The 23,245-nt window shown below is 69.4% G+C and carries 19 protein-coding genes and 3 pseudogenes; 17 read left to right on the plus strand and 5 right to left on the minus strand.

The genetic code is table 11. From position 1 onward, the window contains the following. Positions 1 to 76 precede the first annotated feature (76 nt). Positions 77 to 517: a MarR family transcriptional regulator gene (locus ABZ079_RS28230; protein ID WP_356942244.1), complete on the minus strand. Its 441-nt coding sequence runs from the start codon at positions 515 to 517 to the stop codon at positions 77 to 79. Between the two features lie 117 nt (positions 518 to 634). Here ABZ079_RS28230 and ABZ079_RS28235 point away from each other — a divergent pair, with 117 nt between their 5' ends. The 6 genes from ABZ079_RS28235 (at position 635) to ABZ079_RS28260 (ending at position 7,446) form a co-directional block, all read left to right on the plus strand. Continuing rightward, a complete protein-coding gene (locus ABZ079_RS28235) occupies positions 635 to 1,618 on the plus strand; it encodes an SMP-30/gluconolactonase/LRE family protein (RefSeq protein ID WP_356942245.1) in 984 nt (327 codons plus the stop codon). A gap of 583 nt (positions 1,619 to 2,201) precedes the next feature. Further along, complete coding sequence (locus tag ABZ079_RS28240; RefSeq protein WP_356942246.1) at positions 2,202 to 2,465, plus strand: hypothetical protein; 264 nt, start codon at positions 2,202 to 2,204, stop codon at positions 2,463 to 2,465. Between the two features lie 214 nt (positions 2,466 to 2,679). Continuing rightward, positions 2,680 to 3,129, plus strand: coding sequence for a hypothetical protein (locus ABZ079_RS28245; protein ID WP_356942247.1), 450 nt, complete (start codon positions 2,680 to 2,682; stop codon positions 3,127 to 3,129). A 1,258-nt stretch (positions 3,130 to 4,387) separates the two neighbouring features. Then, on the plus strand, positions 4,388 to 4,651 hold the full coding sequence (locus ABZ079_RS28250) for a hypothetical protein (protein ID WP_356942248.1): 264 nt from the start codon (positions 4,388 to 4,390) through the stop codon (positions 4,649 to 4,651). Next, positions 4,648 to 6,498, plus strand: coding sequence for a hypothetical protein (locus ABZ079_RS28255; protein ID WP_356942249.1), 1,851 nt, complete (start codon positions 4,648 to 4,650; stop codon positions 6,496 to 6,498). The genes ABZ079_RS28250 and ABZ079_RS28255 overlap by 4 nt, the downstream gene beginning before the upstream one ends. A gap of 516 nt (positions 6,499 to 7,014) precedes the next feature. Then, positions 7,015 to 7,446, plus strand: a complete 432-nt coding sequence (locus ABZ079_RS28260; RefSeq protein ID WP_356942250.1) for a hypothetical protein — start codon at positions 7,015 to 7,017, stop codon at positions 7,444 to 7,446. A gap of 370 nt (positions 7,447 to 7,816) precedes the next feature. On the opposite strand, the gene ABZ079_RS28265 is transcribed toward ABZ079_RS28260, so the two are convergent. Next, entirely contained in the window at positions 7,817 to 8,860 is a 1,044-nt protein-coding gene (locus tag ABZ079_RS28265) for a helix-turn-helix domain-containing protein (RefSeq protein WP_356942251.1), read from the minus strand. Between the two features lie 133 nt (positions 8,861 to 8,993). On the opposite strand from ABZ079_RS28265, the gene ABZ079_RS28270 reads away from it, so the two are divergent. The 4 genes and pseudogenes from ABZ079_RS28270 to ABZ079_RS28285 all read left to right on the plus strand — a co-directional run bounded on the left by ABZ079_RS28270 (position 8,994) and on the right by ABZ079_RS28285 (position 13,131). Beyond that, positions 8,994 to 9,920, plus strand: coding sequence for an NADP-dependent oxidoreductase (locus ABZ079_RS28270; protein WP_356942252.1), 927 nt, complete (start codon positions 8,994 to 8,996; stop codon positions 9,918 to 9,920). 586 nt (positions 9,921 to 10,506) lie between these two features. Then, a pseudogene (locus ABZ079_RS28275) lies at positions 10,507 to 10,659 on the plus strand (class I tRNA ligase family protein); the annotation flags it as partial. Between the two features lie 521 nt (positions 10,660 to 11,180). Then, on the plus strand, positions 11,181 to 11,852 hold the full coding sequence (locus tag ABZ079_RS28280; RefSeq protein WP_356942253.1) for a hypothetical protein: 672 nt from the start codon (positions 11,181 to 11,183) through the stop codon (positions 11,850 to 11,852). An 829-nt stretch (positions 11,853 to 12,681) separates the two neighbouring features. Then, positions 12,682 to 13,131 carry an FAD-dependent monooxygenase gene (locus tag ABZ079_RS28285; protein ID WP_356942254.1) on the plus strand — a complete coding sequence of 150 codons (450 nt, stop codon included), beginning with the start codon at positions 12,682 to 12,684 and terminating at the stop codon, positions 13,129 to 13,131. A gap of 213 nt (positions 13,132 to 13,344) precedes the next feature. On the opposite strand, the gene ABZ079_RS28290 is transcribed toward ABZ079_RS28285, so the two are convergent. Further along, on the minus strand, positions 13,345 to 13,725 hold the full coding sequence (locus ABZ079_RS28290; protein ID WP_356942255.1) for a VOC family protein: 381 nt from the start codon (positions 13,723 to 13,725) through the stop codon (positions 13,345 to 13,347). Positions 13,726 to 13,737: 12 nt separating this feature from the next. After that, positions 13,738 to 14,421, minus strand: a pseudogene (locus tag ABZ079_RS28295) (IS5 family transposase); the annotation flags it as partial. A gap of 866 nt (positions 14,422 to 15,287) precedes the next feature. On the opposite strand from ABZ079_RS28295, the gene ABZ079_RS28300 reads away from it, so the two are divergent. The 5 genes from ABZ079_RS28300 (at position 15,288) to ABZ079_RS28320 (ending at position 20,259) form a co-directional block, all read left to right on the plus strand. Then, entirely contained in the window at positions 15,288 to 15,395 is a 108-nt protein-coding gene (locus ABZ079_RS28300; RefSeq protein ID WP_116152784.1) for a keywimysin-related RiPP, read from the plus strand. Between the two features lie 159 nt (positions 15,396 to 15,554). Continuing rightward, positions 15,555 to 17,408: an asparagine synthase-related protein gene (locus ABZ079_RS28305; protein WP_356942256.1), complete on the plus strand. Its 1,854-nt coding sequence runs from the start codon at positions 15,555 to 15,557 to the stop codon at positions 17,406 to 17,408. Positions 17,409 to 17,537: 129 nt separating this feature from the next. Then, a complete protein-coding gene (locus ABZ079_RS28310; protein WP_356942257.1) occupies positions 17,538 to 17,798 on the plus strand; it encodes a lasso peptide biosynthesis PqqD family chaperone in 261 nt (86 codons plus the stop codon). Between the two features lie 109 nt (positions 17,799 to 17,907). Continuing rightward, positions 17,908 to 18,324, plus strand: coding sequence for a lasso peptide biosynthesis B2 protein (locus ABZ079_RS28315; protein WP_356942258.1), 417 nt, complete (start codon positions 17,908 to 17,910; stop codon positions 18,322 to 18,324). Positions 18,325 to 18,420: 96 nt separating this feature from the next. After that, on the plus strand, positions 18,421 to 20,259 hold the full coding sequence (locus tag ABZ079_RS28320; protein ID WP_356942259.1) for an ABC transporter ATP-binding protein: 1,839 nt from the start codon (positions 18,421 to 18,423) through the stop codon (positions 20,257 to 20,259). On the opposite strand, the pseudogene ABZ079_RS28325 reads toward ABZ079_RS28320, so the two are convergent. Beyond that, a pseudogene (locus ABZ079_RS28325) lies at positions 20,256 to 20,998 on the minus strand (IS5 family transposase); the annotation flags it as partial. The gene ABZ079_RS28320 and the pseudogene ABZ079_RS28325 sit on opposite strands and share 4 nt — an antisense overlap. Positions 20,999 to 21,508: 510 nt before the next feature. Here ABZ079_RS28325 and ABZ079_RS28330 point away from each other — a divergent pair. Next, entirely contained in the window at positions 21,509 to 22,462 is a 954-nt protein-coding gene (locus ABZ079_RS28330) for a sensor histidine kinase (protein WP_356942285.1), read from the plus strand. Next, positions 22,459 to 23,124 (plus strand): response regulator transcription factor, encoded by a 666-nt coding sequence (locus tag ABZ079_RS28335; RefSeq protein WP_356942260.1) that lies wholly within the window; start codon positions 22,459 to 22,461, stop codon positions 23,122 to 23,124. The genes ABZ079_RS28330 and ABZ079_RS28335 overlap by 4 nt, the downstream gene beginning before the upstream one ends. Positions 23,125 to 23,245: the final 121 nt, after the last annotated feature.

Genomic DNA, 23,245 nt, shown 5'->3' on the forward strand with positions numbered 1-23,245 from the left:
GAATCCGGCGCCTCCGCCTGGAGCGCGAAGGAACGTGAGGCCTACGCCCACGACCTCGGTGACGAGTGCGCGGGCCTCAGGGTCGTTCCTTCTCCAGCAGCGCCACACAGCGTCCCAGCAGGCCGATCAGCGCCTCGCGCTCCTCGTCCGTGAACTCCGCGGCCAGGGCCCGCTCCACCCGGACGGCCCGCGCGTCAGCCTCGGCCATCACGGCGCGTCCCTGCTCGGTCAGGCGGGTCTCCAGGACGTTGCGGTGCCACTCGTGCGGGGTGCGATTGATCAGGGCACGGCCTTGGAGGTTGTTCAGGACCGTGTTCATGGTCGGTGGCGTGACCCCGCACAGCCGGGCGAGGGCCGCGGCGGAGATACCCGGGTTGCCCGCGAGGTGGACCAGCGCCGAGTACTGCGCGACGGTCAGGCCCGCCGGCTTCAGTACCGCGGTCTTGGTCGCATTGAGGGCCTGCTCGGCCCGCTTGATGTGGGAGCCGAGACGCTCGGACACGGGCATGGACGTCATCCACGCATGGTAGCGAGCACCTCATTGAGCCTCCTCCCGTTGGTTAATGCGTTGACGAGCATTAGAGCTCTAATCTACGTTCGTGTCGTTGTGAGTAGCCGAACCGAGAGGGCCGTCGTGTCCCATTCGATGCACCGTCGTACGTTCCTTGCCACCGCCGGGGCCCTGGCCGTCGCCGCCACGGCGCCGACCGCCCAGGCGGCCTCGGCGCCCCGTATCACCACCGCATTCGCACTACCCGGCGACCGCGTCTACCCGGAGGGCATCGGTCTCGACCCGCGCACCGGGACCGCGTTCGTCGGCTCGTACACCACCGGTGCCGTCTACCGGGCCGCTCCGGGCTGCCGTACCGCGGAGGTGTTCCTCCCGGCGGGCGCCGACGGCCGGCACACCGCCAATGGGTTGAAGGTCGACCGGGCCGGCCGGCTCTGGGTCATCGACTCCACCAGTGGCGTCGACGTCTACGACGTACGCGACCGCGCGTTGCTCACCCGCTTCCAGGTGCCGGGTGACGAGCCCCGCTTCGTCAACGACCTGGCGATCGCCCCCGACGGCACCGCGTACCTCACCGACAGCACCCGCGCGGTCGTCTACGCCGTCACACCCGCCGACCTGGCCCGGGCCCGCGGCAAAGTGGCGTCGCTTCGGGTGGGCCACGACCTGAGCACGGTACGGGACCCCCGGTCCTCGGACGCCTGCGCGATCAACGGCATCGTCGCCGACCCGGCGGGGCGCTACCTGCTCGTGGTGGACATGACCGGCGGCGGCCTCTACCGGATCGACCTGGCGAGCGGCGCCGTGCGCCAAGTCGCCCTGCACGGCGGGGATTTGAAGCACGGTGACGGGCTGGAGTTGGCGCACGGCACGCTCTGGGTCGCGCACAACACCGTCAACACCGTCAGCCGCTGGCGTCTGGACGCGGACGTCGACACGGCGCGGCTGGAGCGGCGGGTCACCGATGCCGCGCTGCAGATCCCGACCACGCTCGCCCGCCGTCATGGCCGGCTGCTGGTCGTCCGCTCGCAGTTCGACAAGGGGGGCCCGATGGGGCCGGGGACGCCCGAGACGCCGTTCACGGTGGCGTGGGTGAGCGGGATCTGACGGCCCTAGTAGTGCTTCGCTGAGGTTCTAGCCTTGGTTCTACTTGCGCTGAGAGGGCGGCCGCAGGTGGTGCATGTGCGGGTCCAGCACCTCAGCAGGTCCTTGGTTGGTCATCCAGCCGCCCGTCGGCCCCGGGTCGGCGCGCTGCCGCCACGGGGACGGCGCCGGGCCGGTGCCCGGGCGGGAGGCGGCGCGCTGTGAAGATCGTCCCGACAAGCCGCACCTCATGGACGTGACCGGCAGCAGCGGATTGCCCAGCAGGTGAAAGCCCGGCGTCCCGTTGCAGTACGAGCGGGCCGTCCTCGCCGGCGCGGTGGTCCGCGAGAAGCTGCGCACCACCGTAGCCGCGCGGGCAGGGCGTACGCCGGCGTCGCGCGCCAGCAGGTGACGATGCCTGAGCGACTGCAAAGCCCACCAGCCGGCGACCCCGGCCTCCGATCACACGATCGGGTGGTCCGCTCACTCCCCAGGCCCGTCGGCTACTCCCTGCGGGTGACGGATTGTCAGTTCTGCTGCCTACCGTCCCGTTTCACCACGACTCGACCGCGCCCTGGTGGCGCCTGTGGCCCAAGGCGGTGACTTGATGAGCCTGACCTCCGGAATCCACTGTCCACGCACCCCGCTGCGCCGGTTCCTGGACCGTGAACTGTCGGCCGGTGCCCACCCGCCGCGCAAAAGCTTCCGGGCCCGGGACCACAGCAGTCACGTCCTGATGCCGGGGCCGGGTGCCAGCACGGAGGCCGGTAACGTCGGCACCACGATCGACTACCGGCTCCGCCTGGCGTTCACCACTGCCGAGCCCGTCGACCACGTCGCCCGCCTCGGCATTCTGCTCACCGACTCCTAAAAATCCGACGCCCGGCAGCGGATCCGGGCCGTAGGCGAAGAGCTCCTGGAGCGCCTTCAGGAGACGGTCATGCGTCTGCAGCTCGACAACCGAGACCTGCCGATGGACCGCGCCCATGACGAAGAGGAGGATTCGGCCCGCCTGCTGATCGCCGCAGCCTGGTACCAGGTCAACTACCGCACCCCTATCGGGTTCGCCTTCACCCCACTGGCCATTGCCGCCCGAGAAGATCCTGGCGCTGTCACCCTGGACCGGCCTGCTCCAGGAGCCGCACCGCGACATGGTGGACGACGTCGTCGCCCAGCTCTGCAAGGCCGCGGACGGCCCGCTGAACGACCTGCGGACCCGCACACGGCCGGAGGACCGCACGCCAGCGCCCACGTTCCCGACCGACCGCATCGTCGCGGACGCCGACCTGGCCGTCGACGGGCTGCTGCTCGACTCCAAGAGCACCCGGTACACCCGCACCCTGCGCCAACCGGAAGCGTGGCAGCTGACCGGCTACCTACTGCTCGACAAGGACGACTGTTCCCGGATCGACGCCCTCGGCCTGTGCCTTTCACGCTCGGGCACGCTGGCCAGCTGGCCAGTGGAGGAGTACCTGGAGCTGCTCGGAGCCTGCCGCCGTGAGATCCCCGCCTTCCGGGCCGCGTTCACCGAGTGAGCTGCTCGAAGGCTGCACTGCTGACGTCGAACCATACGAGCAAGAGGAGGAAGACCGGGTCGTGACCTCCTGAAGCGCCTGGCGCCCGTCGCCGACCCGGGTCACTGCCCGGTGTGCACCCAGCCCTACCCCGCGTCCGGGCGCCGACCTCGGGAGTTCTGTGTTCCTCCTGGTGCCGCGGCCGCGTCAAGTTCGTACGCAACAGGGGCCTGCTGCCCGGCGGCCCGGACGTGTCCAGGGCGACGGCGCCGACCCGGCGCGGGCGCCGTTCAGTGCGGCCCGTGCCCGGGAGATGACGGTCGGACTGCGCGAAGCCGTGGACGACGTCCGGCGCTCCGTGGCGGTGCTCGCCGCTCGGGTCGCGACGCGCACGCCGTCCGCGTCTGGCAGTTATTGGGCCACGCCTCGTGGGAGTCGTACTGCCGGGCGGAGTTCGGCATCAGCCGCGCGCAGGCGTACCGGCTTCTGAACGTCGCGGCGCCCTGGCCCCGATCCAGGGCGCTGTCTCCGGCAGCACCGAGACGTCTCGCACGCGATACACCGCCCGGCCGCCGCGGCCGCGCTCGACTACGGCCTGTCTCAGCGCGCCCTGATCGCCGTCTCGGGCCGTACCACGGCGTCGCGGAGCCCCCACTGCCTCCCGGGCCGGGCACCGGCGTGGTTCTGGGGGCTTGTCCCGAGTACCTGGCTTCCGCTCCTTTCTTTCCGTACCCGCGGAATGCAGTTCGATTGAGTCGGAATAGTTGGCTTTCCGCTGCGGAAGGGGGCGTGGTGGGGGCTCCTGCCGGTAACAGGAGCCCCCTCTTCCGCCCGTTGTTGTGCTGCCGCGCCCAGGATAGGGAGAGAGGGACGGCGTTTTTTGAGGGCGGGTTCCGCTTGTTCAGCTCATCATCGCGGGGGTCGCCGTGCAAGATCGTCTGCCGTCCGGGATGGGTTCGGAACCATTCGGAACGGCGAATGGCCAGGTCACGGGTCTGTGGCAGGTGTCGTGGCGCTGCTGAGGTGTGTCCTGTGGTCGACGTCCAGCTGAACGATCCGGGCGCTGACGGATGAGCTGCCGGGTGGTTCCATACGCCTTGCTTTTCGAGGGAAAGTGATTCAGGAATCGAGCGGTGATTGTCCGGGCTGATTCGGATTGAGCTGAAGGGTTTTCCTCGGGTGCGGCCAAGGCAGAGACTGGGTGATGACCGCATCACAGCCGGTAACTGGATGCGGTGCCGTTTTGGCGATCTTCGCCGTGCCCAGGAGGGGAACAACTGTGTCAGTACGCATTAACCGGTCCCGGCGCCGCCGGCAGGTGGTGTCCGCGGACCACGCGTTGTGCGGCGCGAGCCTCACGCCGGTCCATCGGATCACCGTTTTCACGATCATCTTGCTGGTGGTGATCACCCTCGTGTGCAGCGGGAAGCCCGCGTGCGACGTCATCGGGCTGGTCACCGCGGCCGGAGCCGCTGCCGCGCAGATCGGCCCCTGGCTGAGCGGACAGCGCCCGGCCGCCGGCTCTGCCGGAGGTGCGTGGTGAGGCTGCCGAGAGGAGGCTGGCCGGGCACGCGGGACAAGCAGGGCAAGGGGCCCGACCCGCTGCGCGTGCGCGACCAGAAGCAGTTCCGCGACGCGCTGAACCAGCTGCGCGGGGGCAAGAGCTACCAGGCCATCGCGACGGCCAGCAAAGGGGGCCTGTCCACCACCACGATCCACACCGTGCTGACGAAGGACGCGCTGCCCACCCAGGACTTCGTGGTCAAGTACCTGCCGGCCTGCGGGCTGAGCGACACCGACCAGAAGGAGTGGCTGAGGTGCTGGGAGGCGTTGAGCAACCAGCCCGTGCCGCCCGCCGGACACGGCAGACGCTGGGAGGGCCTGCTGGGCGGTGGCCGCAGGCGGCTGCGCGCCCGCCTGGCGGCCGGCACTGTGCTCCTTCTCGCCGCCGCCATCGTGGCCTGGCAGGTCCATGAGCGGGACCGGGATCACTTCAGGGACCAGCACTGCGGCACGTCCAACCCGGACCTGGTGACCGGGGAGGACGGGGAGTGCACGGGCGTCACCGATGGCAGCGACGGCTCGGCCGTCTTCGGCGACGATCTCAAGCCCGTCATGGAGGCCATCGACGCGGAGAACAGCGACGTCACCGACGGCGGTGATTACGTGACGTTCGCCTTTCTCACGCCGCTGAGCTCGGCGGACGCCAACGCGCTGACCGTCGGTCAGTACGTGGCCGAACTCGAGGGCGCCTACACGGCCGTGGAGGAGGAGAACAACAAGGACAGCAGGCCGAAGATCCGGCTGCTGGTGGCGTCGATGGGCAGCTCCGAGCGAGCATGGAAGACAGCCGTCGACAAGCTGAAGGCCCGCAAGGACACGGAGCACCTGGTGGCGGTGGCCGGGCTGGGGCTGTCCCAGCAGGAAACGGTCGACGCGGCCCGCGAGCTGAGCAAGGCCGATCTGCCCATGGTCGGGGACCTGATCACCGCGGACGGCTTCGACGCCACCGGCGCGGTCGACGGCAAGGGACCGATCAACGGACTGGCCCGGGTCGCCCTGTCCAACACCGACCAGCTCACCGCGATCAGCAAGGAACTCGGCTCCGGCCGGCGCACCGCGGCCCTGATCAGCACCAAGGTGACTCCCAACGGCACCCGCGACCTCTACACCGAGTCCCTCCAGCGCGGCTTCCGGACCATCGCGGGCCTGAAGAAGCACCTGGACCCCAACTCCGACTTCGCCTTCGACCCGCGCGGCGGGCCCGGCGCCATCCTGCCCACCATCAGCCAGAACTTCTGCAACACCGGCAAGACCATAGACACCGTCTACTACGCCGCCCGCGTCAAGTATCTGCCCGACTTCCTCGACGCGCTGGCCCAACGCAGCTGCCACGCCCAGCCCATCACCGTCGTCACCGGATCGGACGCGGCAGCCCTCGACCCCAAGACCGAAGCACTCCACAACGCTGACGCACCGATCACCGTCCTGTACGCGTCCTTCCCCGACGCCACACAGTTCCGCGGCCCCGACAACCCCGACCGCGGCCTGTACAACGCGTTCGTGAAGGACTTCGCCGCCCCCCACCACGACCAGCAGTTCCCCGTGCGACTCCTCACCAGCAGCTACTGGGCCATCGTCGCCCACGACGCCGTCCTCACCGCAGCAACCGCCCTGCACAACGCCGCCGCCCACGGCGACGGCCCGACCAACCTGCCCAACCGCTACGCCGTCAGGAACGAGCTGTACGCCCTGCGCAACGACGCCGTCGCCGGCGCAAGCGGCCACTTCGGCATCGACGCCAACGGCAACCGCACCCGGACCGACACCGTCACCACCGTCCACCGCCTCGGCCAAGCGCTGCCCAAGACCGCCCGCCGCACCAACTGACCAAACACCCTGAACCGCCGGTGGGGGCAGACCCGTTACGGGCCTGCCTCCACCGGCCTTCTCCGCACCCGACCGGGCGGCGCCCCGTGAAGGGAGCAACCCTGATCGGCCGCAGGAGCCTCTCCGGCCGTGGCGCGGCTCACCACGGCAGCGGTCTCAAGGTCCCCACCGGCACACCCCCGCTCCGGAGGCACCATCGCTGCCGCAAGGCCAGCACCCGGTGTGGGCGCCGGCCGGCGCCTCCTGCCCATGGGGTGCCACCGCCACGGCGGTGACGACCGGCGCCACGGCGGCGACCGCCGCGGCTGACCCCACTCGACCGGCCGTAGGTGACGCCGGCCGGTGACAGCAACGTCCCAAAGGTGGGCTGCCCCCCCCGAGCGGGGCCAGCCCACCCGTCGTGTGCCGGGCCCTGGCGGTGGCCCTCGGAGAGCCGGGGCTGCTCCCGCATGGCCGTCCACGCCCGGCGGGCGAGCGTGAGGTGGTGGTGAAGGCGGGGTGGGGGAGTTGTCGTAGGTGGTCCACGCGCGTAGCGAAGCCGACCGCAGCTCCGGTTTTCTCGTGTGGCATCTCCAACCCCCAACACCTTTCGCAGACTTCACGCGCCGCGCCGCCTTCGGCCTGCCCGCAACCACCCTGGTACCGATCGGTGCCAGTGCCGCCCCGGCCCGGGCCGAACCGCCCGCACCACCGTCCACCGCGACCGCCCGGCAGGAACTGGCCGCCCTCACCGTCGCCGCCCCGCACTCGATGGACGGCTACGCCCGCGACAAGTTCGACATCTGGTCCAGCCAGCCCGGCGGCTGCACCACCCGCCAGACGGTCCTGGCCCGCGACGGCAAGGACGTCCAGGACAAGCCCGGCAGCTGCCAGCCGGCATCCGGCTCCTGGTACTCGATCTACGACGACACAGTCGTTACCGACGTCACCAAGGCCACCCGTGGCTGATCCCGGTGGGCTCGGCGAACGGCGGCCCGCGTGTGTATGACATCGCGAACCGCAACAGCGGTCGCTCCTGCAGGTCGACACCAACGCCGCCGCGGCGATCCGGCAGGACGGGTCGGATGGAGCCCACCACGGCCGGCAGTGGCAGCTGCTCCCACTGTGACGCATGAGGGAGGGACGGTCTCGCCCTCCCCCCTCTTCATGTGTGCGTGTGTCAGCTGGATCCGGATGAGCTGTCGGGGGCGACGCAGGGGCCTTGCCGACGGGGCCCGCGCCGTGTCTTTGGCCGAGGTTGAAGGGCAAGCTGAGGGGGGAGCGGACGGCACGCCCTGTCGGCCCGGGATGCGCCTGCGGGCGGTCCGTCTGCCTGCCGTCAGGCCTCGGCTTCCACGGGGTCGTGGGGGCTGAAGGTGCGGCGGTAGGCGGCGGGTGAGACACCGAAGGCCGCTCTCATGTGGGCGCGCAGGGAGTTCGAGGACCCGAAGCCGGAGCGGTGGGCGACCAGGTCGATCGACAGGTCGGTGGTTTCCAGCAACTGTTTGGCCAGTTCGAGGCGTTGCGCGGTGAGCCACTGCACCGGGGTCATACCGACCTCGTCGCGGAAGCGGCGGGTGAAGGAGCGCAGGCTCATCCGGGCGTGTTCGGCAAGGCGGTTCAGGGAGAGGGGTTCGCCAAGGTGTTCCAGGGCCCAGGCGCGGGTGGCGGTGGTGGTGGCGACGGTGGGTTCGGGGACCGGGCGGTCGATGTACTGGGCCTGCCCGCCGTCCCGCCAGGGCGGCACAACGCACATGCGGGCCGCGCGGTTGGCGGCGGCGGCGCCATGGTCACGGCGGATCATGTGCAGGCACAGGTCGACGCCGGCGGCGACGCCCGCGGAGGTCAGGACGTCGCCATCATCGACGAAGAGGACCTCCTCGTCGACCTTGACGCGGGGGTAGGCGCGGCGGAACTCGGGGGCAAGGTTCCAGTGGGTGGTGGCGGGCCGCCCGTCGAGGAGTCCGGCCGCGGCCAGCACGTAGGAGCCGGTGCAGATGGACACCAGGCGGGTGCCGGGCCGAATCCGGGCGATGGCCGCGGTCACCTCGGGCGGCAGCGGACCGCCGCGGCCCAGCTCGGGCATGGCGTGCGTGGGCGGCACGATCACGGTGTCGGCGGCGGCCAGGGCCTCCGGACCGGCCGCGGGCTGCACGGTGAACCCGGCGTCGCTGAGGACGGGGGCGCCGTCGGCGGTACAGACGGTGACCTCATACAGCGGGCGTCCGCCCGGGTCCAGGACGCTGCCGAAGACCCGGGAAGGGATGCCGAGCTCGAAGGGCGGGACGCCGGGCAGGGCGAGGACCGCGATGCGGTGCGGTTCCGGCGCATCGTCGCCCCGGCGGGGGTGGGTGTCGGTGCCTGGCCACCGCGTCCTGCTCATGGCCAGATCCTGTCACATAGTGGCCAGACGGCCAACACCGTGGAGGGTGCGGATACCGGATCGTGGACTGCGTCGCACCGGGAAGAGCCCGGGCGGCACATCCGATCGAGACGGAAAGAGTGAGGCGGACAGCATGCGCGCGGTGGTCGTGGAGCAGTGGGGCGGACCCGAAACGCTCGTCGAGCGTGAGGTGGCTCGTCCCGAGCCCGGACTGAACGAGGTCCTGGTCCGGGTCCACGCGGCCGGAGTGAACCCGGTGGACTTCAAGACCCGGGCCAGTGGGGCCCTGATCGAGTGGGGCGACGTGCCGGCGGTCGGCTGGGACGTGTCCGGCACCGTCGAGGCCGTCGGACCGGGCGTGGGCGTGTTCCGTCGCGGGGACGAGGTCTACGGCATGCCGCTGTTCCCGCGGCAGGCCGGCGCGTACGCCGAATACGTCGTCGCCCCGGCCCGCCACCTCGCGCCCAAGCCGGCGAACCTCACGCACATCCAGGCGGCGGCCCTGCCGCTGGCCGGGCTGACCGCCTGGCAGGCCCTGGTGGACACCGCCGACGTGCGCGCCGGTGAACGGGTGCTGGTGCACGCGGCGGCCGGCGGGGTGGGCCATCTCGCAGTACAGATCGCCAAGGCTCGCGGCGCCTACGTCATCGGCACCGCCAGCGCCGGTAAGCACGACCTGCTGCGGGAACTGGGCGCGGACGAGGTGATCGACTACCGCACGGTCCGCTTCGAGGACGTCGTCGGGGACGTCGATGTGGTGCTGGACGGGCTCGGCGGCCAGATTGCCGAGCGGTCCCTGAAGGTGCTGCGGGCAGGCGGGCGGCTGGTCGCCCTGCCCGGCCCCGACGACGTCCCGGCTACCGTCCCCGATCACGTACGTGCGGTGTGGATGCTGGTCGAGCCCGACCACCTCGGTCTGCGCGAGATCGCCGCCCTGGCGGAACGGGGCGCGCTGAAGCCGGTGGTCGAGACCGTCCTGCCGCTGGCCGAAGCCGCGAAGGCACACGAGATCGGTGAGCAGGGACGCACCACCGGGAAGATCGTCTTGTCCGTGGCCTGACCTCCGCGGCGGTCGGCACTGGCCGAGCGAGGCGAGCAGGAGCCCTGAGACCCTGCGGTCCCGGGGCTCCGCTGCGGCCGCACAGGCTCTGGAGCGGACACCGCGCAGTCAGGGGCTGGACGAGTAGCCCGGCGACCGTGCTGCTCGCTGTCTGGGCGAGAGTCGTGGTGCGGCCGGCGTACTGAAAGCGGCCGCTGTCGTCGAACCTGCCGAGCAGCAGGCTGGTGGGAGCGGCGAGTGTGCCGGTGACCGCGCCGATGATCGCCTCAGTCGTCTCGCGCACCTACTGGTGAAGAGGCAGTGTTCCAACCCTGCGCAATTCGGCGTGCGCGGGGCACCGGGTGATGCCTGCCTCGCCCAGCACTGCCCAGGGTGTCTCTGTGCAGTTGCTGCCGTGAAGGGGCGGAAATGGCGTGCTGCGACGTTGCTCTGTCGCTACGCTTGGGCACATGATCACGCTTTCGCCTCAGCATCGGATGATGCCCCGTCGACGGGGCTGCTGAGAACGGACGCGTACCGATCCGAGGCCCCGGGACGGGGCCTCGACCGTTGTGCGACCAGGCCTCGCTACCCGGTAGGAGGACCGATGACCGCACGACGCCGCTACATCACCACGACTATTCCGTATGTCAACGCCCGCCCACACCTGGGCTTCGCCCTGGAGCTCGTCCAAGCGGACACGTTGGCCCGCCACCACCGCCTACGGGGCGAGTGGGTCCGGCTGCTCAGCGGAACCGACAGCCGTGTACTGGCCGGCCATGCTGCTGTCGGCCGGGCTCCCGCTGCCCCTCCCTGATCGCGGTGGAGATCGCGCTATGCGACCGCAACACGGACGCGGGTAAGAAGCCGATGCACCAGCTCATCAAGCAGGGCGCCGACGTGGACACCTGACGGTCCGACAGCCGGAGTACCTCGACTACGGCCGGCAGATCCGCAACGGCATGGCGCACGGCAAGACCACACACGCGGCAATGCCGCTGGTCATGGCAGTGCCGATGGTGACGACCTCGTTCGCCATCGTCTCCGAGCTCTGCGCCGCTGTCTTCTGACATGGAGGTGGATTGTTTGGCAACGAAGTCGGACCGGTCGGACGGTAGTGTGCCGTAACGTGATAGGTATTACCTGGTCACGGTTTCTGTCATCTGCAGTTGTCGGTCATCTGCGACTCTTCGGGAGGAATGTCACCTCGGCTGGGCCGCGAGGCTTACCGCTCAGCCAACGCGCGATCTGTTGTCAGTGGCGTGCGCTTGGATAGGCCGCATGACTGTTCACGACGTTGCCGAGGCTCTTCCTGATATCCCGACGCTGCGGGACCGGTGTAGGTCGATAGCCATGCTGGAGACTGTGCTGAACCCTGACGGTGAGCGCTACTACTCATTCAGCCGGGCCTGGTCCGAGACGGAGGAGATCGCCTCCATGCGCAACGGCTCGGGGGACGAGTTCGACGTCGTCTTCTCTCCGGTCGGCGCGTATGTCCGAGGCTTCGACCACGAGTCGGAGATGAGCCCATATGTCGACGACGCACCCTGGCCAGGCGTAGTGGACTCGGTCCCAGAGGTGTTCCGCAGTTGCGTCGAAGAGCCAGCCTTCACAGACGACGGAATGCCCAGGGTGACGGCCTGCATGTGGCGTGAGGCGGGAAGGGAGCACTGGCAGGCAGGAGAGATTGTCTTCCCTGAAGACAACGCCGACCCTGACGGTTCGGGTTGGCTGTTCCATCTGCTGGTCGACCCATCGCCGGAGGCATTCCAGAAGTTCGCCGAGGACTACTACGAGATCCCGGTCGACATCCACGCAGTGCGTCACGTATATGCTCTTCGCCCGCTGACCCAGGACGTGGTCACCGCTTTGAACGACAAGGCATCCCTGGCGGGCATTGCCGACGCAGCCGCCGCGATCGGCTATGCCATCGCAACCGGCTCGGCTCCCTGACCTGAACCTGCCGGAGAGGCTTCACGGATGCGGAGCGGGGCAACCAGAAGCGGTGAGCCGGCACCTGAGTTCCGTGACGCGCGGTTCACCCAGGGCGGTGTCACACTGGCCATCGCCTGGGGTGGGTGCCGATCTCCAGTCTCCGACCAGGGGATCGATTCTGCGAGTTCAACGGCGCCTCCGCCGCCGTCCGCCGCTTCCGCCTCCTCTCAGTGAACCACTCCACGAGTGAGACCACATGGACGGCGACGCAATGGTCAGACCCCGGCTACAGTCGGCTACAGCGGTTAGCGCTCGTGGGCGCGGATCGGCCTCTGGTCTCGCCCACCGTCGTGTCGCCGTAGAGTGACATGGGCGCTCGCAGCCGGCTCGAATGGCGAACGCCCTCTGGTGTGCTAACACCGCGGCCTTGTAGCGCCCGTCCGCAGGTCAGCGCGGTCAGCCTGGGGGAATTACACCGAGCAACTCTGAGGCCACCACGAGCACTGGGCGGGGACTTTCAAACATCCCCATCACGACGCGGTGAACTGGCTCGTACGGCACCTGCCCCGCCCGGGGAGGCGGGGACTGTTCGTGTCGGCGACGGGGACCGGGAAGACGCTGGTGTCCATCCGCGTCACGGACGGACTCGGTGCGCGGCTGGTGTCCCCGACGCGCCCCGGCCCACCTACACCGGGGTGGTGCGCTCCGGGGGCAGGTCGGAGATCGGCGCCACGGAACCCCCCGTGGACGGCCGGTTCCACATGGTCTTCGGGCCCGCGCGGGTTCTTCGGGTACGAGGTGGTGTCGCCCGGTGTCTCCTGGCGTTTCGAGAACCACCAGGAGACCCGTGAACGCACCTTCGCCGAACTCGCCGAGATCGACGACGCGCGGTGGGGTCTTGGTCACCTGTTCCTCGTCCTCCACCTCCGGGCTGGCCGACCGGCACCGCCCCGACTCCGCTGTGATCCGGCGCATCCTGAACGCCTCCATCGGACCGGTCGGCCGGTGGCCGGTCTACGAGGTGCCGCCCCTGGATACCTGGCACCGGTGGAGCGCCGCGGTGCTGGGGGACGCCGCGCATGCGGTGGCCCCGCACCTGGCGGCGGGCGCCGCGCTCGGCATGGAGGACGCCCACGAACTCGCCCTGGCACTGCACGAACACCCGACCGCGCCGCAGGCGTCACCGCGTTCGAGGAGTCCCGGCGGGGCCAAGTCGCCCGCGATGGCGAAGCAGGCCTGGCCGACGGGGACGGTGATGACCCCCGATCGGTGGATCACCCGGGTGATACGCGCCTGATGTTGCGATTGGCCATCAAGCAAGGGGTGCGCAGGGCACCGAGGCTTACTCCTACCGGCCTTCGCCGTGGCCCGTGCGGGTCGACTGAGACGCTTGCGGGCGCAGCAGACCTCAGGGCCTCCTGCTGCCGCCCCTCGCGGGGGCGCGAGCCCGACGGGCGGTGCGGGAAGCATCGAGGGGCCGCTGGCAGCTGTCGACCGCCGGGCCGGTGGTTCAGCGCAGCTCGCCGGTGACGATCCACAGGTGACCGAACGGGTCGCGGAGGCGTCCCTCCCGTTTGCCGTACGGGCGGTTCTCCACCGGTACGACCACGGTGCCGCCTCCGGCGACCATCCGCTCGGCGACAACGTCCTGGTCGGTGAACTCCGCCTCCAGGAGGACCGGGGAGCCGCCGACGTCGTCGGGCGAGAGCCAGCCCCACTCGGGCACTGCGGGGGACAGAGAGAGCGGGGAACCGCCGATCTGCAGGACGACGACCATCACGCGGCCGCTGTCGTCCTGGGCGCGGAAGACCTCTGTGGCGCCCATGGCCTTCTGGTAGTAGGTCGCGGCGGTGTCGGGATCCGGGACGATCAACCGTGGTGTCAGACTCATGAACTGACCCTATATTCCCCTGCGGCGGCCCGCAGGAGCGATTCGGTCAGTTCGAGGCCGCACCTTGCGCGATGCGCACGCCAATGCGCTTGCCGCGTAACCATTTCCGCAGGTGCGGGATGTCGTACGCCTTGTCGGCGTGCAGACGCTGAGGCTTGAAGTGGCGGCCGCGGTGGGGGTCGTGTCTCGTTTGGTGACCCTTGACCATAGGCTTCAGTGCTTCGCCGTCGTGGGTGTTGGCGGCGGAGACGCCGACGACCAGGGGCAGTCCGTTCGCGTCCGACAGGACGTGCATCCTGGAACCCGGCTTACCCGGGTCCACGGGGCTCGGACCTGTGAGTTCGCTCCCTTTTTCACCCTCACGTGAGCGGAGTCGAGAACCACGCGCGAGACGTCGATGAGGCCGGCGTCATCGAGTCGGTGCAGCACTGCCTCATGCAGCCGCCCCCACACCCCGGCCCGCGACCAGATCAGAAACCGGCGGTGCGCGGTCGACTTCGATATCCCGAAACATGGCGGCAGGGCCCGCCAGGCACAACCGCTGACCAGCACGTAGATGTTCGCCGCGAACAGCGTCTCATCAGGTGTGTCCTGAGTTCCTCCGCCCTGTGGCCGCACCTTCGACGGAGGGATCAGCGGCTCGGCGGTCTCCCACAGCTCGTCTGGAACAATCCAACTCAACGTACCCCGCCCGATGCGAGGCTCAACGAGCCGCCGCCACATAGGACACGGTCTTATTGGGGTGGTCGACGCATGGCGTGAACTCCCGCCCGGTCTTGGGGGGCGCCTGGCAGCGGCATCGGCAGCGGGGGTTCGATCGCGACGTACTTGGACCAGCAGGACGGCATGCGGTCTGAATCGCCGGTCCGAGAGCATATCCGCCAACAGATGCTGGCACGGAAACCCGCCCTGGATGACCAGGCCCTTTTCGCTTCCAGCCGCAAACAGACCGACTGGGCCGCAGATGCCGGATCCGGCGCTGTCCCACGGCCCGGCGATGAAATTTCTGTGACAGTTCCGGTCAGTTCCCATAGGAGAGTTGCAGAGTGTCCGGAGAACCGACCTAAAACGTAGGCCAATGATTGCAATTTCTATAGTTGAAGCCGGGGTCACTTGCGTCACTTGGTGTGCGGTTCTGACTCAGAAGCATCCAGGGACGGCCGATCGGGACCATGACGATTGGACAGCCGCTGACCTGTGTAAACCGGTCGCGGTGAGTCGGTTTGTCCGCCCCGGACGCATCTGATTTTGCTCGGAGGGCAGCAGGAAAACCCTTCCTTGTACCCGCGAACCACAACTCCATGACCCGCGTTCTGGCACTTTCGGTGGCATCGGCACTCGAGGAGATGCAGAGTTCACTTCTCGTGTGCTGTGGCGCTCCCACCGCGCACGGTTGTGATGGTCTGGTTGCTGCCCCTAGGGTGACTTACCGAATTGGCCGTCCGCGGGTCCGGAACCGCGGTGAAAGCGGGCCCATTCGAGCAGGTTCCTGTGCCAACGTTTCCTTCAGCCGACTGAAACGGCGACAACTGGTGTCGTCGTAAACGAAAGGATGTGTGGCCATGACGTACGAGCGTCCGACCCTCACCAAGGCCGGCGGTTTCCGTAAGACGACGGGCCTGGCCGGCGGCACCGCCAAGGACCTCACCGGCGGTCACCAGCTCATCTGACCCCGAGGCGACCGGGCCCTTCTCTCGTCCCTTTGGTGTGAGATGACCGGGGCCCGTCCATGGCGGCGGAGGACGGTCACCGACTGTCCTCCGCCGCTTCACCCGGCCTGTCCTTACCCGCACCGGCGGGAGCGCCATCGACCGGAGGTACCTGAGTCCATGAACAGCCCTGCGTTGCTCGCCGCGGTACCCGCTTGGTTCGTGGTGCTGCCTGATACCGACGAAGCGGCAGCCGTGGCGGCCAGGGCTCTTCCGCACGCAACCGAAAGCCACACGCATGCGTCCGGCCGGCCGTGGTTGTTGGGACGCTGGAATCCAGGAGAGCTGACCGTCGGCGAGTGCGGCGGAGTGCGTCTCGCGGTGCTGGGCGAGCACGCCGTCACCTCCGAGGAAGCAGCCCGCGCGGCTGCCGCGGCTACCGATCTGGCCTCCCTCGACCGCTTCGCCCTTTCCTGGCACGGCAGTTACCACCTAATTGTCAGTCTGCACGGCCAGGTACGTGCTCAGGGCACGGTGACCGGTGTCCGGTCACTGTTCCATGGCGGGGCGCACCCGGCTCATCTGGCGGCTGACCGGGCCGATGTCCTGGCCGACCTGATCGGGGCACCCCTCGACGAGGGTCGGCTTGCCCTCCAGATGCTCAGTCTGGGCGTGCTCCACCCGCTGTCCGCGCGACCTGTGTGGCGCGGAGTGGAAGCCCTGCCCGGCCACGACTACCTGGTTATGGAACGCGACGGCCGCACGCACCGGGAGCGTTGGTGGTGGTTGCCGCGTCGCGACGTCCCGTTGGCCGAGGGCGCGGCGATGCTGCGGAATGAGCTGCGCCGAGCCGTCGAGATCCGTGTCCGGGACCGGGATGTGGTCACAGCCGATCTAGGCGGTCTGGACTCGACCGCCGTGGTGTGCACCGCGGTAGGGGCCGGTGCCAAGGTCGTCGCCTACACCGCGGCGACTCACGACCCTCGCGGCGATGATGTCTACTGGGCTCGTCACACGGTCGAGGAGCTTGCATCGGCCAACGGCGGGGGGCGCATCGAGCACCACATTGTTCCGGCCGACGAATTTCCGCTCACCTTCGACGGCGTGGACGCGCTGACCGACGTACTGGACGCTCCGTCGCTGTATGCCGTGGACCGCAACCGACGGATGAGTCTCCTTCACCTTGCCGCGGATCGGGGATCCACCGTCCACCTGAGCGGTTTCGGTGGTGACGAGCTGCTTGCCGGCGCCTCCGCCCGCGTGCACGACCTGCTGCTGCGCCACCCTCGCACCGCTGTCCGCCACGCCCGCGGATACCTGGCCAAGTATCGTTGGTCGCGGCGGCGGGCCACACGACAGCTGCTGGACCGGCGTCCATACGGGGCGTGGCTGGAGCAGATCGCAACCGACCTGACCAGCCCGCTGCCATCGCTGGAGGAGCCGTTGTTCCAGTGGTGCTCGCCCGCCAGGATGCCGCCGTGGGCCACGGCGGACGCCGTCGACGCGGTGCGCGCACTCATCCGGCAGGAGGCCGTCGTGGCGCGGCCCCTGGGTCCCGGGCACGGAGAGCACCGCGAACTGGCCACCATGCAAGCGGTGTCCCGGTTCGCCAGGCACCTCAACCAGATGACACGTCAGCGCGGCATCCTCTTCGCCTCCCCCTTCTACGACGACCGTGTGGTGGAAACCGGCCTGGCGGTACGCCCGGAGGAACGAGTGACTCCGTGGCGGTACAAGCCGCTCATTGTGGAGGCCATGCGCGGCGTCGTCCCCGAGGCCAGCCGCACCCGCGCCACCAAGGCCAACGCCACATTGGAGGAGGAGGTCGGGCTGCGGCGGCACCGTGAAGCGCTGCTGGCGCTGTGCGAGGACTCGCGGCTGGCCAGGCTGGGCCTGATCGACGCGGACGTGTGGCGCGCCTGGTGCTCCGGTCCGGTGTCGGCGGAGCTGGAGAACGTACTCCTTCACCCGACCGTCGGCTGTGAGGTGTGGCTGCGTACGTGGGAGGCGCTGCAGCACCACTCGGATGGCTGATGCGTCAGATGCCACGTGCCACCGGTCATGTGCCCGTCGACGGCCCGGACGCCACGACCGATACCCCTGTGGCACGCCCGATAACCCCTGCCACCACCGACAAACGTCCCTCGCTACGGAGGTCTTCCGATGAACCTGGAGTTGCGCGGCGGCATCATGATGGCCGAGACCGAGTACGGCGTTGCCCTGCTGGACGAGAAAAGTGGCGAGTACTGGACCCTCAACCCCAGCGCCGCCGTGGTCCTGGAGACGATGCTGGCGGGCCGGGGCCCGGAAGAGGCGGTGCACGCCCTGACCGAGCGGTACGACGTCAGCGGCAGCCTCGCCCAGCAGGACGTCGACCGTATCCTCACGGAACTGCGATCGGCCGGGCTCATCAGGGAGAACTGACAGGCAGAGCGGTCGGCGGGCCAAGAAGCCGGAGCACCCCCCTCACGACGTCCGCCCAAGAAGCCGGAGCACCCCCTCACGACCTCCGAACGTGCAGAGAGGAAAGGCCATGTCGACGCCCGAAGCGGTCCCTTACCGGCCTCGTTCCATCCCGCTGCCCACCCGGTTGGCGGCCCGCCTCGCCGTTGGGTGCGCCCACCTGCTGGCGACTCAGCCGCCCGCCCGGATACGCACCCTGCTGCGCCAGATGCGCCGTGGCGCACGGCCGGCCTCGGTGGCTCAGACCACGGCCGCCTTGGACACCGTCCTGGCCGTGAGCCTGACCGCCGGTGGCCGCAAGGGGTGCCTGCCCAGGTCGCTGGCGACGGTCCTGCTGTGCCGGATGCGCGGCCAGTGGCCGACCTGGTGCGTGGGTGTGCGCAAGCAGCCGCCGTTCGCCGCGCACGCTTGGGTGGAGGCGGATTCACAACCGGTTGGCGAGGACTGCCCTGCCGATTACTTCCAGCGCTTCTTCGCGGTCGACTGACCCATGGCCGGATTGCCGCCCGCCACCAGGCGCCCCGGCACCGGGACGACAGCCCAGGACACGTCGGCCGTCTCAAGAGGCGGGGCCCGGTCCGGCGTGCCGGCCACGATCGCCGGGGCCGAAGGCGCTGCCTCCACCACGGGCGCCCTCAGGGCCCCATCCGGCTACCGGGCCCTGGCGGCCTCGCTACGGCCCCACCGTCGCGCCGGCCTGGCCGGGGCGCTGCTTGGGCTGATCGGCAGCACCCTCGGCCTGGCCCAGCCCCTGGTCGCCAAGTGGTTGATCGACAACCTGGGCACGGGGCGCACGGCCACGGGTCCGGTACTGGTCCTGGCCGCGCTCCTGCTCGGTGCTGCCGGGTTCTCCGCCCTGGGCCAGTACGTCCTGTATCGCACCGCCGAATTCGTCGTGTGTTCCGCCCGGCGGCGGATCACCAGGCGTCTGCTCCCGTTGACCGTGTCCGAACTGGACAGGCACGAACCGGGTGATCTGATCACCCGTGCCACCTCCGACACCATGCTGCTGCGTCAAGCCGCAACCCAGTCCGCGGCGCCCGCCGTCACCGGCGTTGTCATGCTGGTCATGACGCTGGTGTTGATGGCCCTCGTCGACCCGGTCCTGCTCGCCGTCACGCTCACGGTCATGGCGCTCTTGGGGGCGGTCGTAGGGGCTGCGACGCCCGCCATCGGGCGCGCCACCCGGCAGGCGCAGGAGTCCGTCGGCGAGATCGGCGCGGCTTTGGAGCGGGCCCTTGGGGCGGTGCGCGCGGTCAAGGCTGCCGGAGCTGAGCAGCGGGAGACAGCCGCGCTGGACCACATGGCGGAGGACGCCCGTCGCACCGGGGTACGCGCCGCCGGCTGGCAGGCCCTGTCGGCGGCCGCCTCTGCCGTGGCCGGGCAGGCGGCCTTCCTGGCGGTGCTCGGTGTGGGCGGTGCCCGGGTCTCCTCCGGGACGATCAGCGTGTCCACCCTGGTCGCCTTCCTGCTGTATCTGTTCGCGCTGGCCCCGAGGATCAGCCAGCTCGTGGAGGCCGTGGGGCAGCTTCAGGTCGGCGCGGCCGCCGCCCTGCGTATCGAGGCGGTCCAGCACATGGACGTGGAGACCGCAGAACCGTCTGTCCCTGGCACACCCCCAAAAAGCACCACAAGGCTCGTGAGGCGGCCTCAGCAGTCGGCGGCCACGGTACGCTTCGAGCAGGTGGGCTTCCGCTATCAGCCCGGGCTGCCCGCCGTCCATCACAGCATCTCCTTCACCGTGCCTGCCCGAGGCGTGACTGCCCTCGTGGGCCCCTCCGGCGCAGGGAAGACCACCACCTTTTCCCTGCTCGAACGTTTCTACGACCCCGACTCCGGCCGGATCCTCCTGGATGAGCGCGACCTGAAACAGTGGCCACTGGCCGAACTGCGCGCAGCGATCGGTTACGTCGAGCAGGACGCGCCCGTCCTGTCCGGCACACTGCGCCAGAATCTGACCCTGGGCGCACCGCATACCCCGGACGGCGACCTTCACGAGACGCTGCGCCGCACCCGGCTGGAACTCGTTGTCGCCCGTCTTCCGCAGGGGCTGGACACCCTGGTCGGCCACCGGGGCAGTCGGCTCTCCGGAGGTGAACGCCAGCGCGTGGCCATCGCCCGGGCCCTCCTGCGCCGCCCTCGGCTCCTCCTCCTGGACGAGGCCACATCGCAGTTGGATGCCGACAACGAAACGGCGCTGCGGGAGACCGTGGCGGAGGCGGCGCGGAACATCACCGTGCTGGTGGTGGCGCACCGGCTGTCCACCGTCACCAACGCTGACCGCATCATCGTCATGGAGGCGGGCCGGGTCCGGGCCGTGGGCACCCACGCGGAACTACTCGAGACCGATTCCCTCTATCGCGACCTGGCCACCACTCAGATGCTCACCGCCAGGCCGACGCCCGCCGATGGGGGCGTCTAAAACTGTGTCCTATGGATCAAGCGCTTGTAGCAGCATAGAGCGGCGGCGAGGCCGCGAAAGGCCAGGTAGTTGCGGGGATCGCGTTCGTAGCGGGGGCTGAGCCGCCGGTAGCCGGACAGCCACGACATGGTCCGCTCGATGACCCAGCGGCGTCGCCCTAATCGCTCGCTGGACTCGATGCCCTTGCGAGCGATGCGCACTCCGATGCGCTTACCACGCAGCCATCTACGCAGATCAGCGCGGTCGTAGGCTTGTCCGCGTGGAGACGCTGGGGCTTGAAGTACCGGCCGCGGTGAGGGTCGTGTCTCGTTTGGTGCCCCTCCACCATCGGCTTCAGTCCTTCGCTGTCGTGGGTGTTGCCGGCGGAGACGCCGACGAGAAGGGGCAGCCCGTTCGTGTCCGACAGAACGTGCATCTTGGAACCCGGCTTGCCCCGGCCCACGGGGCTCGGACCTGTGTGTTCGCCCCTTTTTTTAGCCCTGACGTGAGCGGTGTGAACGATGCGGGTGGCGTAGATGAGGCCGGCGTCGTCCAGCCGGTGCAGTACGGCCTCGTGTAGACGGCCCCAGACCCCCGCCCGGGACCAGATGAGGAACCGGCGGTGGGCGGTCGACTTGGAGATTCCGAAGCAGGGCGGCAAAGCCCGCCAAGCGCAGCCGCTGACGAGCAGGTAGATGATGGCCGCGAACAGCGTCTCATCAGGTGTGTCCTGCGTTCCGCCGCCCTGCGGCCGCACCCTTTTGGAAGGGACTGCCGCCCGAGGGGGAGGTTCCGGCGTTCTCCGACCGCACCGCGGAGGACCTGCTCGGCGAGGTTAGGCGACGCCGGCTGCCGCCGAAGTCGGACACGGAACTCAAGCCCGGTGATTACTCCGAAGCCGACGCGGTCCGAGAACTCCGGCTTCGCACCTTCTTCGTCTCAGGGAGGCATGTGCCTCCCCGCTACCGGGCGCTTCGCGCAATCCTGATCCACCATGCCGACGCGATGATCAGCGATTTCGAGTGGTGACCTTGAGGTGTCAGCCATGGCAGTCCGGGGCGTCCGGTGACCGAGACCCCTCTGCGGAAGCGTCCGGTGCCGATCGCGACGTGGTCAGGTCGCGGAAATGGGCATTGGAGCCCATCGACGAATCAGCGGGCGGCGGGCAGGCTGGCCGCAGGCCGGTCGAGAGCAGTGGCCGCAGCTCATGCTCGGGGTACGCGGTGACCGACGACAAAGACAGAGCCATGAAGAGGAAGGCGTCATCGCGGTGTCCCTGTTCTGGCGGATCTTCGCTCTCAACGCCGTGGTGCTGGGGGCCGCGACGGCGCTGCTGTTGTGGGCTCCCGTGACCGTTTCCGTGCCGGTCCTGCTGACTGAGGCGATCATTCTCGTGGTCGGCCTGGTGGTCATGTTGATCGCCAACGCAGCCCTGCTGCGGATCGGGCTGGCTCCCCTGGACCGGCTGACGAAACTCATGACCACCGTCGACCTGTTGCGACCCGGGCAGCGGCTGCCGGAACACGGCCGTGGCGGGATCGCCGAGCTGATCCGCACCTTCAACGCCATGCTGGAGAGGCTGGAGCATGAGCGGGCCGCCAGCAGTGCCCGCGTCCTGCTCGCTCAGGAGGCCGAGCGGCACCGCATCGCCCAGGAACTCCACGACGAGGTCGGCCAGAGCATGACCGCGATCTTGTTGGGGCTCAAGCGGGCGGCGGACGAGGCGGACGAGCCTTTGCGTGGTGAGCTGCATCAGGCGCAGGAGATCACCAGGGAGAGTCTGGACGAGGTGCGCCGCCTGGTGCGCCGGCTGCGGCCGGGCGTCCTGGAGGATCTCGGTCTGGTCAGCGCCCTGACCTCGCTGACCACCGAGTTCGCCACCCACACTGGGCTGCGCGTGGTGCGCCACTTCGATGCCGGCCTGCCCGCGCTGGATCAGCAGACCGAACTGGTGCTGTACCGCGTCGCCCAGGAGGCCCTGACCAACGCGGCCCGCCACGCTGAGGCCGGCCGGGTGGAGGTGAGCCTGCGCCACTCCGACGGCTCGGTGGTGCTGGCTGTCGCGGACGACGGCCGAGGGACAGGGGTTGCGCGGGAAGGCTCGGGGATCCGCGGGATGCGTGAGCGGGCGCTGCTGATTGGGGCAACGCTGGAAGTTGCCTCCCAGCCGCAGGCCGGTACGCAGGTCCGGCTCGCCGTGCCCGTTCCCAGGAGGCAGCCATGATCACAACCGACGCGCCCGTGATCCGTATCCTCCTCGCTGACGACCATGCCCTGGTGCGTCGCGGCGTGCGGCTCATCCTTGACCGGGAGCCGGACCTTCAGGTCGTCGCCGAGGCCGGCGACGGCGCTGAGGCCATCGCCCTGGCCCGGACCCACGAGGTCGATCTGGCCGTGCTGGACATCGCCATGCCCCGGATGACCGGTCTGCAGGCCGCCCGCGAGCTGAGTGGGCTGAAGCCGGATGTGCGTGTGCTGATGCTGACGATGCACGACAACGAGCAGTACTTCTTCCAGGCGCTGAAGGCCGGCGCCAGTGGATACGTGCTGAAGTCCGTGGCCGACCGCGATCTGGTCGCCGCCTGCCGGGCCGCGATGCGGGATGAGCCGTTCTTGTACCCGGGCGCGGTCACCGCCCTCATCCGCAACTACCTCGACCGTGTCCGCCACGGCGAAGAACCCCCCGACCAGGTGCTCACGCCCCGGGAGGAGGAGGTGCTCAAGCTGGTCGCCGAGGGCCACTCGTCAAAGGAGATCGCCGAGATGCTCTTCATCAGCATCAAGACCGTCCACCGGCACCGGGCGAACCTGCTGCAGAAACTCGGCCTGCGCGACCGCCTGGAACTCACCCGCTATGCCATCCGTGCCGGTCTCATCGAACCCTGACCCGCTCGGCCGTTTCCGACTGCCTCAAGGCTCCGGCTGCCCACTCCTGAGCGGGAACACCTTGAGGCCCTTGCCGAACAGCTCCTGCCCAGCCACGGAAGAGACAAGATGGGGGCCGGTG

The organism is Streptomyces sp. NPDC006314, assembly GCF_040613075.1.
GTDB lineage: Bacteria > Actinomycetota > Actinomycetes > Streptomycetales > Streptomycetaceae > Streptomyces.

Coding starts and splice junctions, on each gene's coding strand:
- ABZ079_RS28310 (WP_356942257.1), top strand. CDS start 17,538: ATGAACCTGGAGTTGCGCGGCGGCATCATGATGGCCGAGACCGAGTAC.
- ABZ079_RS28240 (WP_356942246.1), top strand. CDS start 2,202: ATGAGCCTGACCTCCGGAATCCACTGTCCACGCACCCCGCTGCGCCGG.
- ABZ079_RS28265 (WP_356942251.1), bottom strand. CDS start 8,860: ATGAGCAGGACGCGGTGGCCAGGCACCGACACCCACCCCCGCCGGGGC.
- ABZ079_RS28335 (WP_356942260.1), top strand. CDS start 22,459: ATGATCACAACCGACGCGCCCGTGATCCGTATCCTCCTCGCTGACGAC.
- ABZ079_RS28290 (WP_356942255.1), bottom strand. CDS start 13,725: ATGAGTCTGACACCACGGTTGATCGTCCCGGATCCCGACACCGCCGCG.
- ABZ079_RS28305 (WP_356942256.1), top strand. CDS start 15,555: ATGAACAGCCCTGCGTTGCTCGCCGCGGTACCCGCTTGGTTCGTGGTG.
- ABZ079_RS28300 (WP_116152784.1), top strand. CDS start 15,288: ATGACGTACGAGCGTCCGACCCTCACCAAGGCCGGCGGTTTCCGTAAG.
- ABZ079_RS28280 (WP_356942253.1), top strand. CDS start 11,181: ATGACTGTTCACGACGTTGCCGAGGCTCTTCCTGATATCCCGACGCTG.
- ABZ079_RS28230 (WP_356942244.1), bottom strand. CDS start 517: ATGACGTCCATGCCCGTGTCCGAGCGTCTCGGCTCCCACATCAAGCGG.
- ABZ079_RS28315 (WP_356942258.1), top strand. CDS start 17,908: ATGTCGACGCCCGAAGCGGTCCCTTACCGGCCTCGTTCCATCCCGCTG.
- ABZ079_RS28270 (WP_356942252.1), top strand. CDS start 8,994: ATGCGCGCGGTGGTCGTGGAGCAGTGGGGCGGACCCGAAACGCTCGTC.